The organism is Kineococcus sp. G2 (assembly GCF_037154035.1).
Classification (GTDB): domain Bacteria; phylum Actinomycetota; class Actinomycetes; order Actinomycetales; family Kineococcaceae; genus Kineococcus.
In genome coordinates, this window is sequence record NZ_JBBBEM010000018.1 from 13,521 (window position 1) to 35,492 (window position 21,972).

The following is a 21,972-nucleotide window of genomic DNA, read 5'->3' on the forward strand; positions in this document are numbered from 1 at the left end:
GCGGCCGCGCGGGGGCGTCAGGGGCGCGCGTCGCGCAGGTGCGCGGCGTCGTTGTGCCGCACCACCAGCCACGGCCCGCGCGGGTCGCCCGCCGGCAGGGCCCGCACCTCGGCCACGCCCGTGGGGTCCACGTGCATGCGGTGCATCACCACCCGCGGCACCCCGAGCGCGTCCACGACCGTGAGCTTGACCGGGTACATGTGGCTGACCAGCAGCAGCCGAGCGCCCGGGTGCTCGGCGGCCAGGCGCTCGCGCACCCGCGCCACCCGGTCCCCGACGGCCTGCACCGACTCCCCGCCGGGCGGCGGCTGCTCGCTCTGCCGCCGCCACGCCGGCTGGGCGCCCGGCCAGCGGCGGTCCACCTCGGCCGGCGTCAGGCCCTCCCAGTCGCCGAAGTCGATCTCGCGCAGGTCGTCCTCCACCCGCAGCGTCAGGCCCAGCGCAGCGGCGACCTCCTCGGCCGTCTGCCGCGCCCGCAGCACCGGGCTGCACGCCAGCACGTCGGCCCCGCCGGCCGCGCGCAGGGCCGCGGCCAGCCGCCGCGCCTGCTCCCGCCCCACCTCGGACAGCGGCGGGTTCGCCCCCGTGCAGCCGCTCAGGCGCCCCTGCTCCGTGTGCTCCGTGGCCCCGTGCCGCGCCAGCAGGAACGTCGTCCCCGCCGCGGCGCCCGCTCCATCCGCCGTGCCCGTGCCGTCCACCGTGCCCGCCACCGCGCCCCCGTCCCGTCCCGTCGGTCGGGGTGCCCCGGCCGCGCCGCATCCTCGCGCACCAGCGCGCCCCGGCGACTGCCCGGGGCCGCCCGGGGCGGACCGGGCGCGTCGGAGCCGTCGGGTAGACAAGGCCCGTGCTCCACGTCCACCGGTCCACCAGCGCCGACGCCCTCCTGGAGGCGCTCGCGGACCTCCTCGCGGTGCCCGCCGACGGCGCCGACCCCTTCACCCCCGAGCTGCTGGCCGTCGGGGCGGCCGGCACCGAGCGCTGGCTCGCGCAGCGCCTCTCGCACCGCCTGGGCGCCTCCGCGGCCGGCGACGACGGCGTGTGCGCCCGCGTGGACCTGCGCCGCCCCGCCGAGCTCCTCGACGAGGTGGTCGCCGCGCTCGGTCCCCGGTACGCGGACTCCCTCGCCGCCTGGGACCCCGACGCCCTGCCCTGGCACCTGCTGCGCGTCCTCGACGGCATCGCCGGCGAGCCCGCCGCCGGGCCCGGCGACCCGCTGGCCGCGCTGCGCCACCACCTGCGCCCCGACGACGGCGAGGGCCCCGCCCGCGCGGGCCGCGCCGGCGTCGCCGCCCGCCTGGCGGCCCTGCTGCACCGCTGCGCCACCGCCCGCCCCGAGCTGCCGGCCCGCTGGGCCCAGGACCCGGAGGCGGCCGCCGACCTGCCCGCCGACCTGCGCTGGTGGCCGCAGGTGCACCGGCGCGTGCGCGAGCGCGTGGGCGTGCCCGCACCCGCCGAGCTGCTGGACGAGGCGTGCGGCCTGCTGCGCGCCGGGGCGCCGCTGCCCGGGGTGCCCGCCCGCCTGGGCGTGCTCGCCGTCGCCCCGATCACCACCTCCCACCTCGCGGTCCTGGCAGCCCTCGCCGAGCACCGCGAGGTGCACCTGTGGCTGCCGCACCCGTCCCCGCGGCTGTGGGACGCGCTGGCGCCCCTCGCCACCGACCCCGACCCGCGGCGCCGGGAGTGGGAGGAGCGCGCCGGGCGCGCCGTGCGGCACCCCCTGCTGCGCTCGCTCACGCGCCGCTCGCGCGAGCTGCAGGTGCGGCTGGCCGCCCTCGCCCCCGAGCACGCCGACGTGCTGCACGCCCCGCCCGCCGCGGTGGGACCGCCCACGCTGCTGCGGCGCCTGCAGCACGCCCTCGCCGAGGACGACCCCGCGCCCGTCGAGACCCCCCTCGACCCGGCCGACCGCTCCGTGCAGGTGCACGCCTGCCACGGCCGCACCCGGCAGGTGGAGGTGCTGCGCGAAGCGGTGCTCGGCCTCCTCGACGCCGACCCCGGCCTCCAGCCGCGCGACGTGCTCGTGGTGTGCCCCGACGTGGACGCCTACGCCCCCGTCGTCAGCGCCGTCTTCGCCACCGACAGCCACCCCGGCGCGGCGCTGCGCGTGGCCGTGGCCGGCAGCTCCCCGCTGCGCGCCAACCCGGTGCTAGCGCTCGCCGCCCGCCTGCTCGAGCTCGCCACCGGCCGGGTCACCGCCACCGAGGTGCTGGACCTGGCCGCCGCCGAGCCGGTGCGCGAGCGCTTCGGCTTCGACGACGAGGAGCTGGAGCAGCTGCGCGACTGGGCCGTGCAGGCCGGCGTGCACTGGGGCCTGGGCCCGGAGCACCGGCGCGCCTGGCGGCTGGAGGAGGTGCGGCAGGGCTCCTGGCGGGCCGGGCTGGACCGCGTCCTGGCCGGGGTCGCCCTGGGCGGGGACCTGCTGCCCGCCGCCGGCCCGGAGGACCCCGTCGTGCCGCTGGCCGACGTGGAGTCCAGCCGCGTCGACCTCGCCGGCCGCCTCGCCGAGCTGCTGGACCGGCTCGGCGCCGCCGTGGAGCGGCTCAGCGGCCCGCAGCCGGTCGAGCGGTGGTGCGACGCCCTGCTGGAGAGCGCACTGGACCTCGGCGCCGCCCCCGCCGACGCCGCCTGGTGGGAGTCGCAGCTGCGCGCCGAGCTGGGTCGGGTGCGCGAGCGCGCCGCCCGCGCCGGCGCCGGTGCCGTCGGCCCCGCCGACGCCGCCGCCCTGCTGACGGCGCGCTTCGAGGCGCGGGGCGTGCGGGTGCCGTTCCGCACCGGTGCGATGACCGTGTGCGCGCCCGGGGCGCTGCCGGCGGTGCCGCACCGCGTGGTGTGCCTGCTCGGGCTGGACGACGACGTCTTCCCCCGCGCAGGCGCCACCGACGGCGACGACCCCCTCGCGCGCGCCCCCCACGTCGGTGACCCCGACCCGCGCGGCGACGACCGCCAGGCGTTCCTCGACGCCGTCCTCGCCGCCGGCGACCACCTGCTCGTCACGTACGCCGGCCGCGACGTGCGCACCGGCGCCGCGCTGCCGCCGTCCGTGCCGGTGGGGGAGCTGCTGGACGCCCTGGACGTCCTCGCCGCGCCCGGCACCGGCCGCGTGCGCGACCGCGTCCTCGTCCAGCACCCCCTGCAGCCCACCGACGCGCGCAACTTCACCCCCGGAGCGCTGGGCCGCGACGGCGCGTTCAGCTTCGACACCACCGCCCACGCGGGGGCCACGGCCGCCGCGGCCCCCGCCCGCCCGCCCGCGCCGTTCCTCGAGCGCGCCCTGCCCGAGCCGCCCGCCGAGCCGGACGTGGACCTCGACGCGCTCGTGCGCTTCTGGCAGCACCCCGCGCGCGGGTTCCTGCGCCAGCGCCTCGACGTGGCCGCCGACACCCGCCCCGAGGAGCCCGCCGACGCCCTGCCGGTGGAGCTGGACGGCCTGGCCGAGTGGGCGGTCGGCGACCGCTGCCTGGCCGCCCGGCTGGCCGGCGTGCCCGCCGCGGACGTCGCCCGCCACGAGGCCGCCCGCGGCGAGGTGCCGCCCGGGCTGCTCGGCACCCGGGTGCTGCGCCGCGTCGGCGGCCACGTCGAGCAGCTCGTGGCGGCCGCGGCCCCCTGGACGGCCGCGCCCGCCCGCACCGCCGAGGTGGACGTGGAGGTGGACGGCACCCGCCTGACCGGGGTGGTGCGCGGGGTCCGGGCCGTCGGCGGCGGCCCGCGGGCCGCCGCCGTCACCGTCACCTACTCGCGGCTGAAGGCCCGCCAGGAGCTGCGCGCGTGGGTGGAGGTCCTCGCCCTCACCCTCGCCGAGCCGGACGCACCCCGCGCCGCCGTCGTGATCGGGCGCGGCGAGCGCGGCAGCACCGCCGTCCTCCGCCTCGGGCCGGTGGCGCCGGACGCGGCGCGCACGGCGCTCGCGGACCTGCTGGCCCTGCGCCGCACCGGCCTGCGCCTGCCGCTGCCGCTGCCGGTGGCCACGGGCGCGGTCTGGGCGTCGGCCGCCGCGCGCGGGGTGAACCCGGCGGGGTGCGCCGCCTCCGCGGCCCGCGAGTGGGAGTCCGGCTGGGACTGGCCCCGCGAGGACGCCGAGGAGGAGCACCGGCTGCTGTGGGGGAGCGGCACCACCGCCGCCGAGCTGCTGTCCTGGTCCCCGCCGCCCGGCGCGCCGCCGGGCACCCCCGCGTCCTTCGCCGAGCTCGCCCGCCGCGTGTGGCAGCCGCTGCTGGCCGCCCGCCACCGGGAGGACGCGTGAGCGCCTTCGACGCCACCGGGCCCCTGCCCACCGGCACCACCGTGCTGGAGGCCAGCGCCGGCACCGGCAAGACCCACACCGTCGCCGGTCTCGTCACCCGCTACGTCGCCGAGGGCGCCGCCCGCGCGGAGGACCTCCTCGTCGTCACGTTCGGCCGCGCCGCCACCGGCGAGCTGCGCAGCCGCGTGCGCGAGCGCCTGGTGCGCACCCGCGACGCGCTGGCCGACCCGGCGGCCGCCGCGGAGCACCACGACGAGGTGGTGCGCCACCTGGCCGGCGGCGACCCCGCCGCGGTGCGCCGGCGCCGCGAGCTGCTGGCCGCGGCGCTGGCGTCCTTCGACGCCGCCACGATCACCACCGTGCACGGCTTCTGCCAGCAGGTGCTCACCGGCCTGGGCACCGCCGCCGACGCCGACCCGCAGGCGGTGCTCGCCGAGGACCTGACCGACCTCGTCGAGGAGGTCTGCGACGACCTCCACCTGCGCTGGGCGGTGCGCCGGGAGCTGCCCTTCGACCGGGCGTGCGCGCTGCGGCTGGGGCGCGAGGCCGTCGCCCGCGCCGACGCGCGCCTGGAACCGGCCGAGCGGGCCCCGGGCACCCCGGAGGACCTGCGGGTGCGCTTCGCCACCGCGGTGCGCGCCGAGGTCGCCCGCCGCAAGGTGGTGCGGCGGGTGGTCGGCTTCGACGACCTGCTGGTGCGGCTGCGCGACGCGCTGGCCGACCCCGTCACCGGGCCGGTGGCGTGCGCCCGGCTGCGCGAGCGGTACCGCCTGGTGCTCGTCGACGAGTTCCAGGACACCGACGGCGTGCAGTGGGACGTGCTGCGCCTGGCGTTCCACGGGGTGCGGCCGATGGTGCTCGTGGGCGACCCCAAGCAGGCCATCTACGCCTTCCGCGGCGCCGACGTGCGCAGCTACCTCGCCGCCCGTGACGCCGCCGCGCAGCGCGCCACCCTGGACGTGAACCGCCGCAGCGACCCGGCCGTGGTGCGCGGCGTGCAGGGCCTGCTGCGCGGGGCGGCCCTCGGCGAGGAGGGGATCGTGGTGCACGAGGTGCGCCCGGCGCACGCGAGCGCCGCCCTCGTCGACGCGGACGGGCGCGAGGACCCCGCACCGGTGCGGCTGCGGGTGCTGCCGCGCGCGGGCCTGCCCACCGACCGCGGCGGGCTGCCGCTGCTGGCGCGGGCGCGCTCGGCGGTCGCCGCCGACGTGGCGGCCCAGGTCGCCGCCGTGCTGGGCTCGGGCCTGCGGGTGCGGCCCCGCGACGGGTCCGGGGAGGGGACGGGCGGGCGGGCGCTGGCCGCCGGGGACGTCGCCGTCCTGGTGCGCACCCGCACCCAGGCGCGGCTGGTGCAGGAGGCGCTGCAGGAGGCCGGTGTGCCGTGCGTGCTCAGCCGCGGGCCCAGCGTCTTCGGCACCGAGGCGGCCCGGGACTGGCTGGTGCTGCTGGAGGCGCTGGAGCAGCCGCACCGCACGGCCCGGGTGCGCCGCCTGGTCCTGTCGGCGTTCGTGGGGTCCACCGCCGAGGAGCTCGACGCCGGCGGCGAGCGCGCCACCGACGCCGCCGCCGTCCGGTTGCGCACCTGGTCGGCGGTGCTCGCCGAGCGCGGCGTGGCCGGCCTGTTCGCCGCCGTCGCCGAGGAGCACGCCCTGCCGGCGCGCCTGCTGGGCACCACCGGCGGCGAGCGGCGCCTGACCGACCTGCGGCACGTGTGCGAGGTGCTGCACGCCGAGGCCGCCGAGCACGGGCGCGGCCCGGCGGGCCTGCTGGCGTGGCTGCGCGCGCGCGTCGACGAGGCCGACGGCGACGTCGACGCGGAGCGCTCGCGTCGCCTGGACACCGACCGCGCCGCGGTGCAGGTCGCCACCGTCCACACCAGCAAGGGGCTGGAGTTCGAGGTGGTGTGCGTGCCGTTCGGCTGGGACGTGCCCGGCCCCGGGCCCGCGCGCCGCGAGCGCCTGCCCGTGGCCCACGCACCGGCGCGCGGACCGGCGGGCGCGGGAGCCGCCGCGGGGGTCGCCGCGGTGCCCACCCTGCACGTCGGCGGGGTGGGCAGCCCCGGTTACGCGTCGGCCTGCGCCGCGGCCGACGCGGAGGACGCCGGTGAGGAGCTGCGGCTGCTGTACGTGGCGCTGACGCGCGCCGTCTCCCGGCTGCTGGTGTGGTGGGCGCCGTCGCGGTGCACCGCCGAGAGCCCCCTGCACCGGCTGCTGTTCGCCCCCGACGCCGGGGCGCTGCCCCCGTCGGTGCCGGTGCCGCCGGAGGCGGACGCGCTCGCGCACCTGCGGCGGCTGGAGGCCGCCGGCAGCGGGGTGCGACTGGAGCGCGCCGGCGACGACGGCGCTGCCCCGGCCGCACCGCCGCCCGCCGCACCGGCCGCGCTGCTGCCGCCGGCCGCGTTCGGCGGCCGCGTCGACGCCCTGTGGCGGCGCACCTCCTACAGCGGGCTGACGCGCGAGGTGCACGAGGCGCCGCTGGTGCGCACCGGCCCGGAGGCGCCGGGCACGGTGGACGAGGTGGACCTGGAGGGTGTGGCCGCCGGCGCGGGCGAGAGCGCGGACCCGGTGCTGCGCCGCTGGCGCGAGGTGCCCTCCCCGCTGGCGGACCTGCCCGCCGGTGCCGGTTTCGGCACCCTCGTGCACGCCGTGCTGGAGGACTTCGACCCGGCCGCGCCGGACCGCCCCGCCCACCTGGCGGCACTGGCGCGCGAGCAGTTCGCCGGTGCGCTGGCCGAGCCGCTGGCGGCCGCCCTGGACCCGGTGCTGCGCACGCCGCTGGGGCCGCTGGCCGGCGGTGCGGCGCTGGAGGGCTTCGCGGTGGCCGACCGCCTCGCCGAGCTGGACTTCGAGCTGCCCCTGGGCGGTGGTGACCGCGCCACCGACGGCGACGGGGCCCTGCTGGGGCGGGTGGCGGACCTGCTGCGCCACCACCTGGACCGCGACGACCCCGTCCACCGCTACGCCGACGCGCTGGCCGAGCCGGCCCTGGGCGGGCAGGTGCTGCGCGGCTACCTCACCGGCTCGATCGACGCCGTGCTGCGCCGCCGGGGCCCGGGCGGCCCCGCCCACCTCGTCGTGGACTACAAGACGAACCGCCTCGCCGGGCCGGGGGAGGCCCTGACCGCCTGGCACTACCGCCGCGACGCCCTCGACGAGGCCGTGCGGCAGGCGCACTACCCGCTGCAGGCGCTGCTGTACTGCGTGGCGCTGCACCGCTTCCTGCGCTGGCGCCAGCCCGGCTACGACCCCGCCGTGCACCTGGGCGGGGTGCTCTACCTGTTCCTGCGCGGCATGTGCGGGCCCGACGTGCCCGCCGCGCCCGGCCCGGACGGGGCGCCCGGTGCGCCCCCGGGGGTGTGGTCGTGGTGCCCGCCGCCGGCGCTGGTCACCGACGTGTCCGACCTGCTGGCCGGGAGGCCCCGATGAGCGCGCCGACCACCACCGCCCCCACCGCGCCCGCCGCGCCCGTCGCGCCGGGGGAGGTGCCCGGCGCCGAGCGCGCCGCCACCCGGGTGCGCAGCGCCACCGGTCTGCTGCGCGAGTTCAACGCGCTGGGGCTGCTGCGCGCCGCCGACGTCCACGTCGCCCGCCGGCTCGGGGCTGTCACCGGGGAGGACGACGAGCGGGTCCTGCTGGCGGTGGCGCTCGCGGTGCGGGCCGTGCGGCACGGCTCGGTGGTGCTGCACCTGGCGCAGGCGCCGGCGACCGTGGTGCCCGAGGACGAGGAGGACACCGGGGCCGTGGGTGCCGTCCAGGCGCCCTGGCCGGAACCCGCCGGCTGGCTGCGGGCGGTGCGCGCCAGCGCGCTGACCACCGTGCACGACGAACCCCCGTCGGCCGCCGGGGCGGCGGGTGCCCCGGCCTCGCCGCCGCGGCCCGTGCACGTCGTGGGCGACGGGCTGTGGCTGGACCGGTACTGGCGTCTGGAGCTGGCCGTCGCCGACGACCTGCGCCGCCGCGCCGCGCAGGTGCCCGCGCACGACGAGCAGCGGGTGCGCGAGGTGCTGGACCGGCTGTGGCCGGGGGAGGACGAGCCGTCCGACCAGCGGCGCGCGGCGGAGGTGTGCCTGCGCTCGGGCGTGGCCGTCCTCGGCGGCGGCCCCGGCACCGGCAAGACGACGACGGTGGCGCGGCTGCTGGCGGCGCTGCACGACCTGGCCGGCGACGGCGCCCCGCCCCGGGTGGCGCTGGCGGCGCCCACCGGCAAGGCCGCCGCGCGGCTGACGGAGGCCGTCACCGCCGCGGCGTCGGCGCCCGGGGTGTTCACGCAGGGGCAGGCGGCGTTCCTGGCGGGGGCGAGCGCCTCCACCCTGCACCGGCTGCTGGGGCTGCGGCCGGGCTCCACGCGCGCCCGCTACGACGCCGAGCACCGCCTGCCCCACGACGTCGTCGTGGTGGACGAGGCGTCCATGGTGGGCCTGGGCGTGGTGGCGCACCTGCTGGCGGCGCTGCGCCCGCAGGCGCGGCTGGTGCTCGTGGGCGACCCCGACCAGCTGGCGTCGGTGGAGGTCGGTGCCGTCCTGGCCGATCTCGTCGCCCCCGCCCTCGCGCCGGCGGACGGGGTGGGGGACACGGCGGGAGCGGACGCGGTGGCGGGTGGACGGGCGGGCACCGTGGCGGGCGGGGTGGCGCTGCTGCGCACCACCCACCGCTTCAGCAGCGGCGGCCCCATCGCCGAGCTGGCGCGGGCCGTGCGCGCCGGGGACGCCGCCGCGGTCGTGGACGTGCTGCGCGCCGGTGGCGACGGGCTGGAGTTCGTCGAGGTCGCCGAGGACGAGCCGGTGGCCGGCGCCGCGCTGGAGGCGGTGCGCGCCGACGTGGTCGCGCGCGGCCGGGACGTCGTGCAGGCCGCCGCCCGGGGCGACGCGCCGGCGGCGCTGCTGGCGCTGGACGCCCACCGCGTGCTGTGCGCGCACCGCCACGGCGGTCGCGGCGTCTCGCGCGTCAGCGCGCTGGCGCACCGGTGGGCCGTGGAGGAGCTGGGGGTGCGCCCGCGCCCGGACGGCCGGTACGTGGGCCTGCCGGTGATCGTCACCACGAACGACCCCGCGGCGGGCGTCTTCAACGGCGACACCGGCGTGGTGCTGGAGTCCGGCGGCGACCTCGTGGTCGCCGTGGGCCGCGGCGACGGCCCGCTGCTGGTGCCGCTGGCGCGGCTGGCGGCGGTGGAGCCGGTGCACGCCATGACGGTGCACCGCAGCCAGGGCTCGCAGTTCGGCGCGGTGACGGTGCTGGCGGCGCCGGCGCGCTCCCCGCTGGCCACCCGGGAGATGCTGTACACGGCCGTGACCCGCGCCCGGCACCGGGTGCGCGTGGTCGGCTCGGTCGAGGCCGTCACCGCCGCGGTGCAGCGCCCGCTGGCCCGCGCGACCGGCCTGGCAGCCCGCCTGACCCCCTGACCCCTCCACCACCCCGCTCCCCCCGCCCACCCCACCTCACCCCGTTCTCCGTCGCCCCCGGCTGGGCGGAAACCGTGGTTTCCGCCCCTCGCGGGGCCCTCGACAGGGCGGAAACCGTGGTTCCCGCCCCGCCCCGTCGAGACGAGGTCAGCGAGTCAGCGAGTCAGCGGGGCGGCGGGGGAGGGGTGGCGCGCAGCGCGAGCAGGCGCGCGGGGGCGTCGGCCGGGTCGGCGTCGGCCGCGGCCGCCGCGTAGCGGGCGGGGTCCTTCGCGCCGGGGCCGGTCAGGTCGCCGCCGTGCGCGCGCAGCGCCGCCACGAACGACGGCCACAGCGCCAGTTCCGCTTCCAGGGCGTCGGGCAGGACCGTGACCCGCTGCGGCGGCAGCTGCCGCAGCACCTCCGCGGTGGCCCGGCGGTGCGCGGTGCGGGCGCGGGAGCGGTTGCGGGCGCGGCGCCAGCCGTCCGCGTCGCCGTCGACGACGGCGTGCCAGGACGCTCCCACCGCCTGCGCCACGGCCCCGGCCAGGGGCATCGGGTGCTTGCCGCCGACCGCGAGGACCACCGGCCCGGCGGGGCCGCTCAGCAGGGGACCCAGCACGGCGGCGTCCGTGGTGCCCTCCACGAGCAGCACCGCCCGCCCCTGCTCGCCCGCCCGGCGCGCGGAACGCGCGAAGCCCGGAGGCAGCGCGGTGCGCGCCAGCCTCCGGGCTCGTGCGGTGCTCGTGCCGAGGGCCGCGGCGACCAGCGCCACCGCGTCCTCGTCCACGTCCTGCGGGTCCTGCCGGTCCCGCGAGGAGTCGTCCAGGTCAGCCGACCTTGGGCTTGTCCTCGGCCTTCGGGTAGATCTCGGTGTTCTGCGCGGTGCTGATCAGCGCGTCCTCGGAACGCGTCTGGTTCAGCGCCACCGCCTGCGGCGGCAGCACCGCGTGCAGCGCCCAGTCGGTGAGCACCCGGATCCTGTTCGCCATGCTGGGCAGGGCGAACAGGTGGTAGCCGCGCGCCACGATCTTGGCGGGCAGGCCGGTGAGCTCCACGCCCAGCGGCTTGGCCACGGCGGTCAGCCCGCCGAGGTCGGCGACCAGGCCCAGGTCCTTGTGCACGTAGTCCTTGGCCTGGCCGATGCCGAAGCTGGCGGCGATGTTCTGACCCACCGCGGTGCCCTGGCGCTGCGCGTGCTGCGCGGTCGGCGGGGTCACCGGCTGCGGGCCGTCGGCCGACTTCTCCTTGGCGAGGTCCGGCACGGCGGCGGCGTCCCCGACGGCCCAGACGTCGTCGGTGACCTTCATCTGCGCGTCCACGACCAGGCGGCCGCGCTCCAGCGGCAGCCCGAGGGTGCCCATGAGCGGGTTGGCGATGATGCCCGCGTTCCAGATGAGGGTGCGCGAGGGCACCGGGGTGCCGTCGGTGAGGTTGATGACGTTGCCCTCGACCGAGGCCACCGACACGCCCAGGCGCACGTCGATGCCGCGCGCCTTCATGGCGGACAGCGCGTACTGGCCCAGGCGCGGCCCGAGCTCGGGCAGCACCGCGGGGGCGACGTCGATGAGCAGCCACTTGACGTCGTCCACGTCGATCTTCGACCAGCGGTCGGCGACGCGCTTGAGCCACCGCTGCGTCTGGGCGACGATCTCGGTGCCGGTGTAGCCGGCGCCCACCGCGACCACCGTCATCCGCTCGGCGCGCTCGGCGTCGAAGCGGGGGTCGTCCGGCAGGGAGTCCGCGGCGTCGAGCTGGTTGACCAGGTGGTCGCGCACGAACGCGGCCTCCGTGATCGTCTTCACGCCGCGCGCGGACTCCGCCACCCCGGGGATGGGGAAGCGGCGGGTGACCGAGCCCGGCGCCAGCAGCAGGCGGTCGTAGGACATGACCTGCGGGTCGGCGTCGGACTCACCGCGGGAGATGGTGACCGTCTTGGCCTCCACGTCCACCGAGGTGACGTGGCCGACGACCAGCCGGTGCCGCGGCAGCGCCTGGCGCAGCGAGACCGCGACGTGGCGGGGCTCGAGCACCGAGGCGGTGACGTCGGGCAGCAGCGGGCTGTAGGTGAGGTGGTCGGTGGGGCTCACGATCACCAGCTCCGCCGTGCTGGCGGGCAGCAGCTTCTCCAGCTTCTTGCCGGCGTACAGGCCGGCGAAGCCCCCGCCGACGATGACGACTCGCTGTCGATCGACCATGTAGGGCACCTCTCGTCTCTCCGTCGCCGGGACCGGGACTCCCGTTGCTCCCTGGAATCCTTGCACGCTGCCCGGGGAACTCTCAGCCCGGTGTGTCCGCGCGCCCCGCGGCGGGCCCGTCAGCGCCGCTCGCGGCGGGCGGGGCAGGCGGCCAGGTGGTCGTCCACGAGGCCGCAGGCCTGCATGGTGGCGTAGGCGGTGGTGGGTCCCACGAAGCGGAAGCCGGCGGCCTTCAGGGCCTTCGCCAGGGCCGCGGAGGCCGGGGTGGAGGCGGGCACGTCCGCCGGTGAGACGGGGGCGGGACCGGGTTCGGCGGGGGCGGAGGACCACACCAGCTCCGACAGGCCGGGGCCGTTCTCGGCCAGCCGCAGCACGGCGCGGGCGTTGGCGACGACCGCGGTCACCTTCGCGCGGTTGCGGATGGTCCCGGGGTCGGCGAGCAGCCGGGCCACGTCCGCCTCGCCGTAGCGGGCCATGAGCTCGGGGTCGAAGCCGTCGAAGGCGGCGCGCAGCGTCTCGCGCCGGCGCAGCACGGTGATCCACGACAGGCCCGACTGGAACGCCTCCAGGCACAGCCGCTCGTACAGGGCGGCGTCGCCGTGCACGGGCCGGCCCCACTCGGTGTCGTGGTAGCGCTCGTAGAGCGGGTCGCCGGTGCCGAAGCAGCGGAACGGCTCACCCGGCGCGGCGCCCGCGGGGGCGTCCGCGGCGGTGCTCGGCGTGGTCACGGGCGACACCCTGGCAGCCGCCGCCGACACGGGCGGCCGAGCGCCCCTCCCGCTGCTCCCCGCGGGCGCGGCGCCGGTCGTGTCGGGCCCGGCCGGTAGCGTCCCGTCCCGTGCAGCGCGTCCTCGTCCTCAACGGCCCCAACCTCGGCCGGCTCGGCAAGCGGCAGCCGGAGGTGTACGGCACCGCGACGCTCGCGGACGTCGAGGCGGGGCTGCAGGAGTTGGCGGCCGAGCTGGGCGTGGAGGTCGAGGTCCGCCAGACGGACGCCGAGCACGAGATGCTCGCCTGGGTGCACGAGGCCGCCGACGAGCGCCGCCCGGTGGTGCTCAACCCGGCCGCCTGGACGCACACCTCGGTGGCGCTGCGCGACGCGTGCGCGGAGCTGACGGCGGGGCTGGTGGAGGTGCACCTGTCGAACGTGCACGCGCGCGAGGACTTCCGCCGGCACTCCTTCACCGCCCCCGTCGCCACCGGCGTGATCGCCGGCCTGGGCGTGGAGGGGTACGCGCTGGCGGTGCGCTTCCTGGCCGCCCGCCGCGCGTAGGCTCCCGTGGGGCCCGCGCCGGGCGGTGCGCGGTGGCGGGCGGTTCCAGCAGCAGGTCCTTTCAAGCAGTCCAGCGGGTCAGCGGGTCGCGAGCACGGGAGACGCAGTGGTCGAGCACATGAAGTGGTGGGGCTGGGGCCAGGAGGGCGTGGCCTTCCACCACGAGGACAAGCCGGGCCTGGCGCCGTTCGCGCGGCGGATGGCCGGCATCGACTTCGACGCCCCGCCGGTGCGGGTGCCGGAGCTGTCCGAGCTGGACGTGCCGGCCCCGCGGGCGCCCGAGGAGCTGCGCGCGGCGTTCGTCGGGGCCGTGGGCGCCGAGCACGTCCGCGACGACGACCTGGACCGCGTCGTGCACTGCTACGGCAAGTCGATGCGCGACCTGGTGCGCATCCGCCGCGGCGACTTCGGCCGGGTGCCGGACCTGGTGGTCTACCCGGGCACCGAGGCGGAGGTGGAGGCCGCGCTGCGCGTGGCGCTGGACGCCGACGCCGTCCTCATCCCCTTCGGCGGCGGCTCCAACATCGTGGGCTCCCTGGAGGCGCCGCGCGAGGAGACCCGCCCGGTCGTCTCGCTGGACCTGGGTCGCCTGCGCTCGCTGCTGGAGCTGGACGAGACCTCCCAGCTCGCCCGCATCCAGGCCGGTGCCCTGGGCCCGGACCTGGAGGCGCAGCTGAACGCGCGCGGCTGGACGCTGGGGCACTTCCCCGACAGCTTCAAGCACTCCACCCTCGGCGGCTGGATCGCCACCCGCTCCTCGGGCATGCAGTCGGACCGCTTCGGCGACATCGCCGACATCACCCGCGCCGTGCGCGTGGTCACCCCCAAGGGCGTCGTCGCCACCCGGCAGGTGCCGGTGCAGGCCGCCGGCCCGAGCGTGCGCGAGATGGTGCTGGGCAGCGAGGGCCGCCTCGGCGTCATCACCGAGGCCACCGTGCAGGTGCACCGCCTGGCCGAGGAGCGCGTCATCCAGGCGTACTTCTTCCCCGACTACGGCGCCGGCCTGAAGGCCATGCACGACATCGCCGCCTCGGACGCCTCCCCGTCCATCACGCGCGTCTCGGACGAGATGGAGACCCAGTTCACGCTGGCCACCTCCAAGAAGGGCAGCGCCCTGTCGCAGCTGCTGTCCAAGGGCGTGAAGCTGTACGCCGCCAGGGGCAAGGGCTTCGACCTCGAGAAGATGTGCCTGTCGTTCATCGGGTTCGAGGGGTCCTCGCTGCACGTCAAGCGCAGCAAGCGCCTGGTGGACGAGATCGTCAAGCGCCACGGCGGCTTCGGCGTCGGCACGGGCCCGGGCACGCTGTACGACCAGAAGAAGTTCGACACCCCCTACATCCGCGACTTCATCCTCGACCGCGGCGCCTACGGCGACGTGTCGGAGACGTCGTCGAGCTGGGCGACGCTGAAGACGCTGCACGACGACGTGGTCGCCGCCGCCCAGAAGGCGTTCGCGGAGATCGGCACGAAGGGGTTCGTCTTCTGCCACCTGTCGCACAGCTACCACTCCGGCGCGTGCCAGTACTTCACGTTCGCGTTCCAGCCGCCGGCGGACCGCGACGGGCTGGAGGCGTACGACATCGTCAAGGGCGCCATCCAGCAGGCGTTCATCGACAACGGCGGCACGCTCTCGCACCACCACGCGGTGGGTCGCGAGCACAAGCCGTGGGTGGCCGAGGACCTCTCCCCGGCGGGAGCCGAGGTGGTCAAGGCCCTGTTCGCGGGCGTGGACCCGGGCCGCAACCTCAACCCCGGCGCGATCGTCGACTGACGCGCCCGGCCCGGCTCCCCCAGGGGGCCGGGCCGGTGCCGTCAGGCCACCCGCAGCTCGGCCCAGACGGTCTTGCCGGCGCCGTGGGCGCTGACCCACCACCGTTCGGCGAGCACGTCGACGATGTGCAGGCCGCGGCCGCTGAGGGACTCCTCGCCGGCCCCGCGCGGCAGCGGGTGCGAGGTGGAGCTGTCGTCCACGCCGAGGGCCAGGCACGCCGAGAGCGGGTCGTGGCGCACGGTCAGGGCGGTGCCGGCACCGGTGTGCAGCACCGCGTTGGTGACCAGCTCGGAGACCACCAGCTCGGCCTCGTCGGCGACGCGCACCAGTCCCCAGGCGTCCAGGGTCAGGCGCAGGTGCTCGCGGGCGGCGGCCACGGCGCGGGTGTCCCCGGGCAGCTGCAGCTGCGACTCGCGGCTGCCGGGGGCGGGGCCGGCGTAGTCGGCGACGAGCAGGGCGGCGTCGTCGGAGCGGGCGCCGAGGGCGGGGGCCAGCAGGGCGTCGGCGAGGCGCTCGGGGTCGGCGTCGGCGTGCTCGCGCAGCGCCCGCTCCAGGACCGCGGTGCCGTCGGTGCCGCCGGCGCGCGGCCACTCCACGACGCCGTCGGTGTGCAGCAGCAGCCGGCTGCGTCCGGGGAGCCGGTGCCGGGACGCCGGGTAGGCCGCCGCCGGGGCCACGCCCAGCGGCGGGCCGGGCTCGACGTCCAGCGCGCGCGGCGGTCCGGGGGCGAACAGCACGGGGGCGGGGTGCCCGGCGCTGGCGAGGACCGCCTCGGCGGTGTCGGTGTCCAGGGAGAGCAGGCAGCAGGTGGCGAACAGCTCCGTGCCGGCGGCGCAGAGCAGGTCGTTGGTGCGCTGCAGGACGGCGGAGGGGTCGTGGCCCTCGCTGACGTAGGCGCGCACGGCGGTGCGCACCTGACCCATGAGGGCGGCGGCGGCGGTGCTGTGGCCCTGCACGTCCCCCATGACCAGGACGAGGGCGCGCTCGGTGCGCACGGCGTCGTAGAAGTCCCCGCCCACCTCGGCGCCGTCGGTGCCGGGCAGGTAGCGCGCGGTCAGCCGCACGGCCTCCTCGCGGGGCAGCGCCCCGGGCAGCAGGCCGGCCTGCAGCGCGCGCGCCGTCTCGGCGGCCCGGCGGGCGTGCTCGACGGCGTCGCGGTCGTGCGCCTCGCGGCGGGCGCGCCGCTCCCGGTCGAAGATGGAGACGACGAGGTCGGCGAGGTCGGCCAGGTCCGCGCGCCGGCGCTCGTCCAGGGCCACCGGGTCGGGCCCGAAGACGCACAGGGTGCCCAGGGCCAGGCCGTCGGGGGTGAGCAGGGGGGCGGCGGCGTAGGCGCGCACCCGCGCCATCCGGCCGTCGACCCAGGGGTTGGCGGCGAAGCGGACGTCGCGGCGGGCGTCGGGCGCGTGCACGAGACCACCGACGCCGATGGACACGGCGCACATGGAGTCCTCGCGCGCGCAGTCGGAGCGCTCGACGCCCTCGGCGGCCAGCTGCCGCTGCAGGTGCTCGTCGACGATGTTCACCACCGCGTGGGGCAGGCCGGTGACGCGGGTGGCGAGCCGGACGACGGCCTGCAGCTCGCGCGGGGGTTCTGCGGTGACGTCGACGTAGTCGTGCAGGGCGGCGAGGCGCGCGTCGTCGTCGAGGCCGGCGGCTTCCCCCGCGGTCCTGCCCGAGGGGCTGCGGTACACAACAGCAGGTTACTGGACAGTCACTCTACGTGGTGACTGGTTGAGGAGTCAGCGGCCCGCCGAGGGGTGGCGCCGGGAGGCGCCCCCGGGGGCCGCGTTCCACACCCGGCTCACCAGCCCCCGGGGCGCCACGTCCAGCAGCGTGGAGACCACCTGCCAGCGCCGCGTCGGCACGCTCACCGCCCGCCCCGCGAACAGGTCGTCCAGGGCGGCGTCGACCACGTCGTCCACGTCCAGCCACACCCGCCGCGTCAGCGCCGAGCGCCCGCCCGAGCGCATCCCCGAGCGCGCGTGGAACTCCGTGCGCACGTACCCCGGCGCCACGACGGTCGCGCGCACCCCCGTGCCGCGCAGCTCCCCGGCCAGCGTCTCGGTGAGCACGATGACGTACGCCTTGGCCGCCGAGTAGTGCCCGCCGCCGGGCACCATCCCGGCCACCGAGCCCACGTTGAGGACGTACCCGCGCCCGCGCGGCACCATCGCACCCGTCGCGGCGCGCGAGAGCACCAGCACCGCCCGGCACAGCACGTCGAACATCCGCTCGTGGTCGGCCGGGTCGCCGTCGAAGAAGCGCTGCTTGAGCCCGAAGCCGGCGTTGTTCACCAGCACGTCCACCGGCCGCGCCGGGTCGGCCACCCGCTCGGCGACCCGCGCCAGCGCGGCGCGGTCGGCCAGGTCGGCGGCCAGCACCTCCACCGACACCCCGTGCCGCTCGCGCAGCCGCGCCGCGCTCTCCTCCAGGCGCGCGGTGTCCCGGGCGACCAGGACCAGGTCGTGCCCGCGCGCGGCGAGGCGCTCGGCGAAACCGGCGCCCAGGCCGGCGGTGGCTCCCGTCACCAGGGCGGTCGGGCGGGCGGCGACGGGGGAGGTGGGGGAGGCGGGGGTGCTCACGGCGCGCGAGCCTACGCGGGCACGGCCACCGTGCCGCGCCAGCGCCGCTGCGCCAGCAGGGCGACCGCGGCCGCGGCGAGCACCGCCCCGGCGGCGGTGGCCAGCGACAGCTGGGCCGTGCGGTGCTCCAGCACCGCGCCGGCCACCGCGTTGCCGATCGCCGCGCCCGCCGTGATGGCCGTGGTCAGCCACGCCTGCGCCTCGCCCATGCGGTGCGCCGGCACGAGGTCGTCGACGAGGTGCTGGGCGGCGATGAGGTTGGGGGAGATGAACAGCCCCGTGACGAACAGCGCCCCCAGCAGCAGCGGCAGCGGCGCGCCGCTGCCGGCGCTGGCGGCCAGCAGCACCAGCAGGGCGCCGAACCCGGCGAGGGTCACCACCAGGCGCAGCCGGTCCGCGCTGGCCCAGGAGCGGCTGCCGTACAGCAGGCCGCCGACCGCGCTCCCACCCGCGATCGCGGCGAACAGCACGCCGAGGTCGTCGGCCGAGCCGAACCGCTGCTCGGCCATGCCCGCCATCGACACGTCGAGGAGCCCGAAGCCGATGCTCATGGCCGCCATCACGGTCAGCACCGCCGGGATCCCCACCGCCCGCAGCACCCCCAGGCCGGCGCCCGCGCCGACGGACGTCTCGGCGCGGGCAGCGGGGCCCGGGCGCCGCCGCGGCCCCTCGCACCGGCAGTAGGCCAGCGTGCCGCCGGCGAGCGCCACGGCCGTGGCCACCAGCGGCACCACCGCCGGCCCGACGGCCAGCAGCAGTGTCAGCAGCAGCGGTCCCGCCACGAAGAGCGTCTCGACGGCCACCGCGTCGAGCGCGTAGCCGCGCCGGCGCAGCCGCTCGTCGGTCACCACGACGCGCCAGGTGGTGCGCATCGCCGGGCTCAGCGGCGGGAACGTCAGGCCCGCGCCGAGCGCGAGGACCAGCAGCACGACCGCCGGCACCGCCGGCGCCGCGATCGCCGCGGTCAGGACCAGCAGCAGCGCGGCGCACGAGAACGCCGTCGGCAGCAGCACCCGCGGCTGCCCGTGCCGGTCCAGGCCGCGCCCCCAGAAGGGGGTGCCCACGGCCAGGCCCACGGCGAAGACGCCCGTCACCAGCCCGGCGAGGTCCCACGCGTCGCGCAGGTCGCGCACCAGGAGCACCAGGCCCAGCGGGATCGTCGCGATGGGGACGCGGGCGACCACGGACGCCGAGAAGGGAGCCGCCACCCGAGGATCGCGCAGCAGCGCGACGTACCCAGCCATGTCACCGTTCCAGTCCGCGTCGACGTGCCGCTCGGCGCCGGCGGCTGCGCCGGCTCCCGCAGCCTGCCACAGCCGGGCGGGCGGACCTTGACCGGTTCAGGTCCGTGTCGGGCCCGCGTCAGGCCGCGCTGATGCGCGCGCAGTCGCCGCCCGCCGAGCGCGCGAGCTCCAGCGCCGCGGCCGCCTGCCGCACGGCCTCGGCCGCGGTGGCGGCGCGGGTGGGCGCCAGGCTGGCGCCGACGCTGACGCTGACCCGCGAGCCCTCCCCGGCGGGCTCCCACATCTCCAGCGCGTGCAGCACGGCGTCGACCGCCCGCTCCACGGTGCCCTCGGCGCCGGCGGGGCGCAGCCCGGTCAGCAGCACGGCGTGCACGCCCGGGTCCAGCGGCAGCCACCGGTCGGCGGCCCGCAGCGCCGTGCGCATGCGCCGCTCGGCGGCGGCCGGGCACCAGGTGCCGGGGTCGGCGACCTCGACCAGGAGCAGGGCCGTGACCGTGCCCAGCCGGTGGTCGGCGTCCAACGCGTGCTCGAGCGCGTGCTCCAGCGCGGACCGCACCGGCCGCCGCGGTGCCGCGGGCGCGGCGACGGCCGTCGCGAGGGACGGCGCGGGGCGGACGGGGGCGGCGGTCGCGCTGGGGGTCGGGGTCACCGGGCCTGCATCGGCCGCCCGCGCCCGGTCCTTGAGGCGCCGGCACCGGCCTGCGCCGATCGTTCGACATCGTCGAACGCGGGTCGTTGACGCCCTCGCGCCCCCCTCCTAACGTCCCCGACCGCGGCCCCGAGCCGCCCGTCGACTCAACGAGGAGTTCCCCACCCATGGCCCAGACCAGACCGGCGTCCACGACGCCACCCGTGGTGCGCCGCGAGCCGACGCTCGTCGGCGAGATGCTCGCCGAGTTCGCCGGCACCGCGATCCTCATCCTCTTCGGCGTCGGCGTCGTCGCCCAGGTCGTCGCCGGCCAGAACGGCGACAACGACTCGATCCACTGGGCCTGGGGCCTGGGGGTCACCTTCGGCGTCTACGTCGCCGGGCGCACGACCGGCGCCCACCTGAACCCCGCCGTCACCCTCGCGCTCGCCGTGTTCAAGGGCTTCGCCTGGCGCAAGGTCGTCCCCTACAGCGTCGCGCAGGTCCTCGGCGCGCTCGTCGCCGCGCTCATCGTCCGCTGGGTGTACGCCGACGCCATCGCGACCGTGGACCCGGAGACGACCTTCGACAGCCAGGGCATCTTCTCCACCCTGCCCGGCACGGGCGTCAGCATCGGCACCGCGTTCCTGGACCAGGTCGTCGGCACCGCGATCCTCGTCTTCCTCATCTTCGCGGTCACCGAGCTGCGCGCCACGCCGCCGGCGGCGAACCTCGCGCCGTTCATCATCGGCCTGATCGTCGTCGCCATCGGCTTCGCCTGGGGCAGCAACGCCGGCTACGCCATCAACCCGGCCCGCGACTTCGGCCCGCGCCTGGCGTCGTTCCTCACCGGGTACTCCACGGCGATGCGCGAGCCCGGCGGCCAGTTCTACTTCTGGGTGCCGATCATCGCCCCGCTCATCGGCGCGCTCATCGGTGGTGCGCTGTACCGGCTGCTCATCGAGCGGCACCTGCCGGAGCCCGAGCCGCAGCCGCAGCCGGCGGGGCGCCTGCCCTCCGAGGACGACTGAGCACCGCACCCGCACCCGCACCCCGCGAGACCCTGCAGAGAGGCAGCACGAACATGGCGAACGACAGCGGAGCCCGGTACGTCGGCGCGGTCGACCAGGGCACGACCTCGACCCGCTTCATGGTCTTCGACCACAGCGGCAACGAGGTGGCCAAGTACCAGCTCGAGCACACCCAGATCATGCCGAAGCCCGGCTGGGTGGAGCACGACCCCATCGAGATCTGGGAGCGCACCAGCTCGGTGATCCAGAGCGGGCTGCGCCAGGCGAACCTCGGCGCGGACGACCTCGCCGCCCTGGGCATCACGAACCAGCGCGAGACGGCGCTGGTGTGGAACCGCCGCACCGGCCGGCCGTACTACAACGCCATCGTGTGGCAGGACACCCGCACCGACCGCCTCGCCTCCGCCCTGGACCGCGACGAGCGCGGGCAGACGATCCGGCGCAAGACCGGCCTGCCCCCGGCGACGTACTTCTCCGGCGGCAAGGTGCAGTGGATCCTGGAGAACGTCGAGGGCGTGCGCGAGGCCGCCGAGCGCGGCGACGCGATCTTCGGAAACACCGACTCCTGGCTGATCTGGCACCTGACCGGCGGGGTGAACGGCGGTGTCCACGTCACCGACGTCACCAACGCCAGCCGCACCATGCTCATGGACCTGGAGACCCTCGACTGGGACGACGAGCTGCTGCAGATCTTCGGCATCCCCCGCTCGATGCTGCCGGAGATCAAGCCCTCCTCGTACACGCAGGGGTACGGAACCACCCGGCCCGACGGCCCGCTGGGCGGTGAGGTCCCGCTGACCGGCATCCTCGGCGACCAGCAGTCCGCCATGGTCGGCCAGGTGTGCTTCGAGCCGGGCATGGCGAAGAACACCTACGGCACCGGCAACTTCATGCTGCTGAACACCGGCACCGAACTGGTGCGCTCCAAGGCGGGGCTGCTGACGACGGTCTGCTACCAGTTCAACGGCGAGAAGCCGGTGTACGCGCTGGAGGGTTCCATCGCCGTCACCGGTTCCGCGGTGCAGTGGCTGCGCGACCAGCTCGGCATCATCTCCGGCGCCTCCGAGTCCGAGAGCCTGGCCCGCCAGGTGCCCGACTCCGGCGGCTGCTACTTCGTGCCCGCCTTCTCCGGCCTGTTCGCGCCCTACTGGCGCTCGGACGCGCGCGGCGCGATCGTCGGCCTGTCGCGGTACAACACCAACGCGCACATCGCCCGCGCCACCCTGGAGTCCATCTGCTACCAGAGCCGCGACGTCACCGAGGCGATGGCCGAGGACTCCGGCGTGGCCGTGGAGGTCCTCAAGGTCGACGGCGGCATCACCGCGAACACGCTGTGCATGCAGCTGCAGGCGGACGTCCTCGGCGTTCCGGTCTCCAAGCCCGTCGTGGCCGAGACCACCGCGCTGGGCGCCGCCTACGCCGCCGGCCTGGCCGTCGGGTTCTGGAAGGACACCGATGAGCTGAAGGCGAACTGGAACGAGGGCGCCCGCTGGGAGCCCACGTGGACCGACGAGCAGCGCAGCGACGGCTACGCGGGCTGGAAGAAGGCCGTGCAGCGCACGCTGGACTGGGTGGACGTCGACTGACGCCCGCGAGGACGTGACCGCGTGCGGGCGGGGGGCACCCCG

Annotated in this window: 15 protein-coding genes; 7 read left to right on the forward strand and 8 right to left on the reverse strand. The window is 77.6% G+C overall.

Going from position 1 to position 21,972, the window contains the following annotated elements:
• Positions 1-17 precede the first annotated feature (17 nt).
• The gene (locus V9U69_RS03870; RefSeq protein WP_337059985.1) at positions 18-710 is read right to left on the reverse strand and encodes a histidine phosphatase family protein; all 693 of its coding nucleotides are present in this window, start codon (positions 708-710) and stop codon (positions 18-20) included.
• Between the two features lie 134 nt (positions 711-844).
• On the opposite strand from V9U69_RS03870, the gene recC reads away from it, so the two are divergent.
• The 3 genes from recC to recD are packed head-to-tail and all read left to right on the forward strand — an operon-like array spanning position 845 to position 9,638.
• Positions 845-4,240 carry an exodeoxyribonuclease V subunit gamma gene (gene recC, locus V9U69_RS03875; protein ID WP_337059986.1) on the forward strand — a complete coding sequence of 1,132 codons (3,396 nt, stop codon included), beginning with the start codon at positions 845-847 and terminating at the stop codon, positions 4,238-4,240.
• A complete protein-coding gene (locus V9U69_RS03880) occupies positions 4,237-7,665 on the forward strand; it encodes a UvrD-helicase domain-containing protein (RefSeq protein ID WP_337059987.1) in 3,429 nt (1,142 codons plus the stop codon). The genes recC and V9U69_RS03880 overlap by 4 nt, the downstream gene beginning before the upstream one ends.
• Positions 7,662-9,638, forward strand: coding sequence for an exodeoxyribonuclease V subunit alpha (recD, locus tag V9U69_RS03885; RefSeq protein WP_337059988.1), 1,977 nt, complete (start codon positions 7,662-7,664; stop codon positions 9,636-9,638). Before V9U69_RS03880 ends, recD begins: the two co-directional genes overlap by 4 nt.
• Before the next feature lie 163 nt (positions 9,639-9,801).
• On the opposite strand, the gene V9U69_RS03890 is transcribed toward recD, so the two are convergent.
• The 3 genes from V9U69_RS03890 to V9U69_RS03900 all read right to left on the reverse strand — a co-directional run bounded on the left by V9U69_RS03890 (position 9,802) and on the right by V9U69_RS03900 (position 12,540).
• Positions 9,802-10,404: a hypothetical protein gene (locus V9U69_RS03890; RefSeq protein ID WP_337059989.1), complete on the reverse strand. Its 603-nt coding sequence runs from the start codon at positions 10,402-10,404 to the stop codon at positions 9,802-9,804.
• 40 nt (positions 10,405-10,444) lie between these two features.
• Positions 10,445-11,812: an NAD(P)/FAD-dependent oxidoreductase gene (locus tag V9U69_RS03895; protein WP_337059990.1), complete on the reverse strand. Its 1,368-nt coding sequence runs from the start codon at positions 11,810-11,812 to the stop codon at positions 10,445-10,447.
• Between the two features lie 119 nt (positions 11,813-11,931).
• Positions 11,932-12,540 (reverse strand): DNA-3-methyladenine glycosylase I, encoded by a 609-nt coding sequence (locus tag V9U69_RS03900; RefSeq protein WP_337059991.1) that lies wholly within the window; start codon positions 12,538-12,540, stop codon positions 11,932-11,934.
• Between the two features lie 110 nt (positions 12,541-12,650).
• Between V9U69_RS03900 and aroQ the strand changes: the two genes are divergently transcribed.
• A complete protein-coding gene (aroQ, locus tag V9U69_RS03905; RefSeq protein ID WP_337059992.1) occupies positions 12,651-13,085 on the forward strand; it encodes a type II 3-dehydroquinate dehydratase in 435 nt (144 codons plus the stop codon).
• A gap of 106 nt (positions 13,086-13,191) precedes the next feature.
• The gene (locus tag V9U69_RS03910; protein WP_337059993.1) at positions 13,192-14,856 is read left to right on the forward strand and encodes an FAD-binding oxidoreductase; all 1,665 of its coding nucleotides are present in this window, start codon (positions 13,192-13,194) and stop codon (positions 14,854-14,856) included.
• A gap of 41 nt (positions 14,857-14,897) precedes the next feature.
• On the opposite strand, the gene V9U69_RS03915 is transcribed toward V9U69_RS03910, so the two are convergent.
• The 4 genes from V9U69_RS03915 to V9U69_RS03930 form a co-directional block, all read right to left on the reverse strand.
• On the reverse strand, positions 14,898-16,550 hold the full coding sequence (locus tag V9U69_RS03915; protein ID WP_337059994.1) for an ATP-binding SpoIIE family protein phosphatase: 1,653 nt from the start codon (positions 16,548-16,550) through the stop codon (positions 14,898-14,900).
• Between the two features lie 48 nt (positions 16,551-16,598).
• Positions 16,599-17,441: an SDR family NAD(P)-dependent oxidoreductase gene (locus V9U69_RS03920; protein ID WP_337059995.1), complete on the reverse strand. Its 843-nt coding sequence runs from the start codon at positions 17,439-17,441 to the stop codon at positions 16,599-16,601.
• A gap of 11 nt (positions 17,442-17,452) precedes the next feature.
• Positions 17,453-18,685 carry an MFS transporter gene (locus tag V9U69_RS03925; protein WP_337059996.1) on the reverse strand — a complete coding sequence of 411 codons (1,233 nt, stop codon included), beginning with the start codon at positions 18,683-18,685 and terminating at the stop codon, positions 17,453-17,455.
• A 118-nt stretch (positions 18,686-18,803) separates the two neighbouring features.
• A complete protein-coding gene (locus tag V9U69_RS03930) occupies positions 18,804-19,334 on the reverse strand; it encodes a hypothetical protein (protein ID WP_337059997.1) in 531 nt (176 codons plus the stop codon).
• Between the two features lie 167 nt (positions 19,335-19,501).
• On the opposite strand from V9U69_RS03930, the gene V9U69_RS03935 reads away from it, so the two are divergent.
• Positions 19,502-20,344, forward strand: coding sequence for an MIP/aquaporin family protein (locus V9U69_RS03935; RefSeq protein ID WP_337059998.1), 843 nt, complete (start codon positions 19,502-19,504; stop codon positions 20,342-20,344).
• A 53-nt stretch (positions 20,345-20,397) separates the two neighbouring features.
• Positions 20,398-21,930: a glycerol kinase GlpK gene (gene glpK / locus V9U69_RS03940; protein ID WP_337059999.1), complete on the forward strand. Its 1,533-nt coding sequence runs from the start codon at positions 20,398-20,400 to the stop codon at positions 21,928-21,930.
• The last annotated feature ends 42 nt before the right edge of the window (positions 21,931-21,972 follow it).

Bases quoted from the DNA above. Each gene is read 5' to 3' on its own strand.
- glpK (WP_337059999.1), top strand. From the start codon at position 20,398: ATGGCGAACGACAGCGGAGCCCGGTACGTCGGCGCGGTCGACCAGGGC.
- recD (WP_337059988.1), top strand. From the start codon at position 7,662: ATGAGCGCGCCGACCACCACCGCCCCCACCGCGCCCGCCGCGCCCGTC.
- V9U69_RS03895 (WP_337059990.1), bottom strand. From the start codon at position 11,812: ATGGTCGATCGACAGCGAGTCGTCATCGTCGGCGGGGGCTTCGCCGGC.
- V9U69_RS03935 (WP_337059998.1), top strand. From the start codon at position 19,502: ATGGCCCAGACCAGACCGGCGTCCACGACGCCACCCGTGGTGCGCCGC.
- V9U69_RS03925 (WP_337059996.1), bottom strand. From the start codon at position 18,685: ATGGCTGGGTACGTCGCGCTGCTGCGCGATCCTCGGGTGGCGGCTCCC.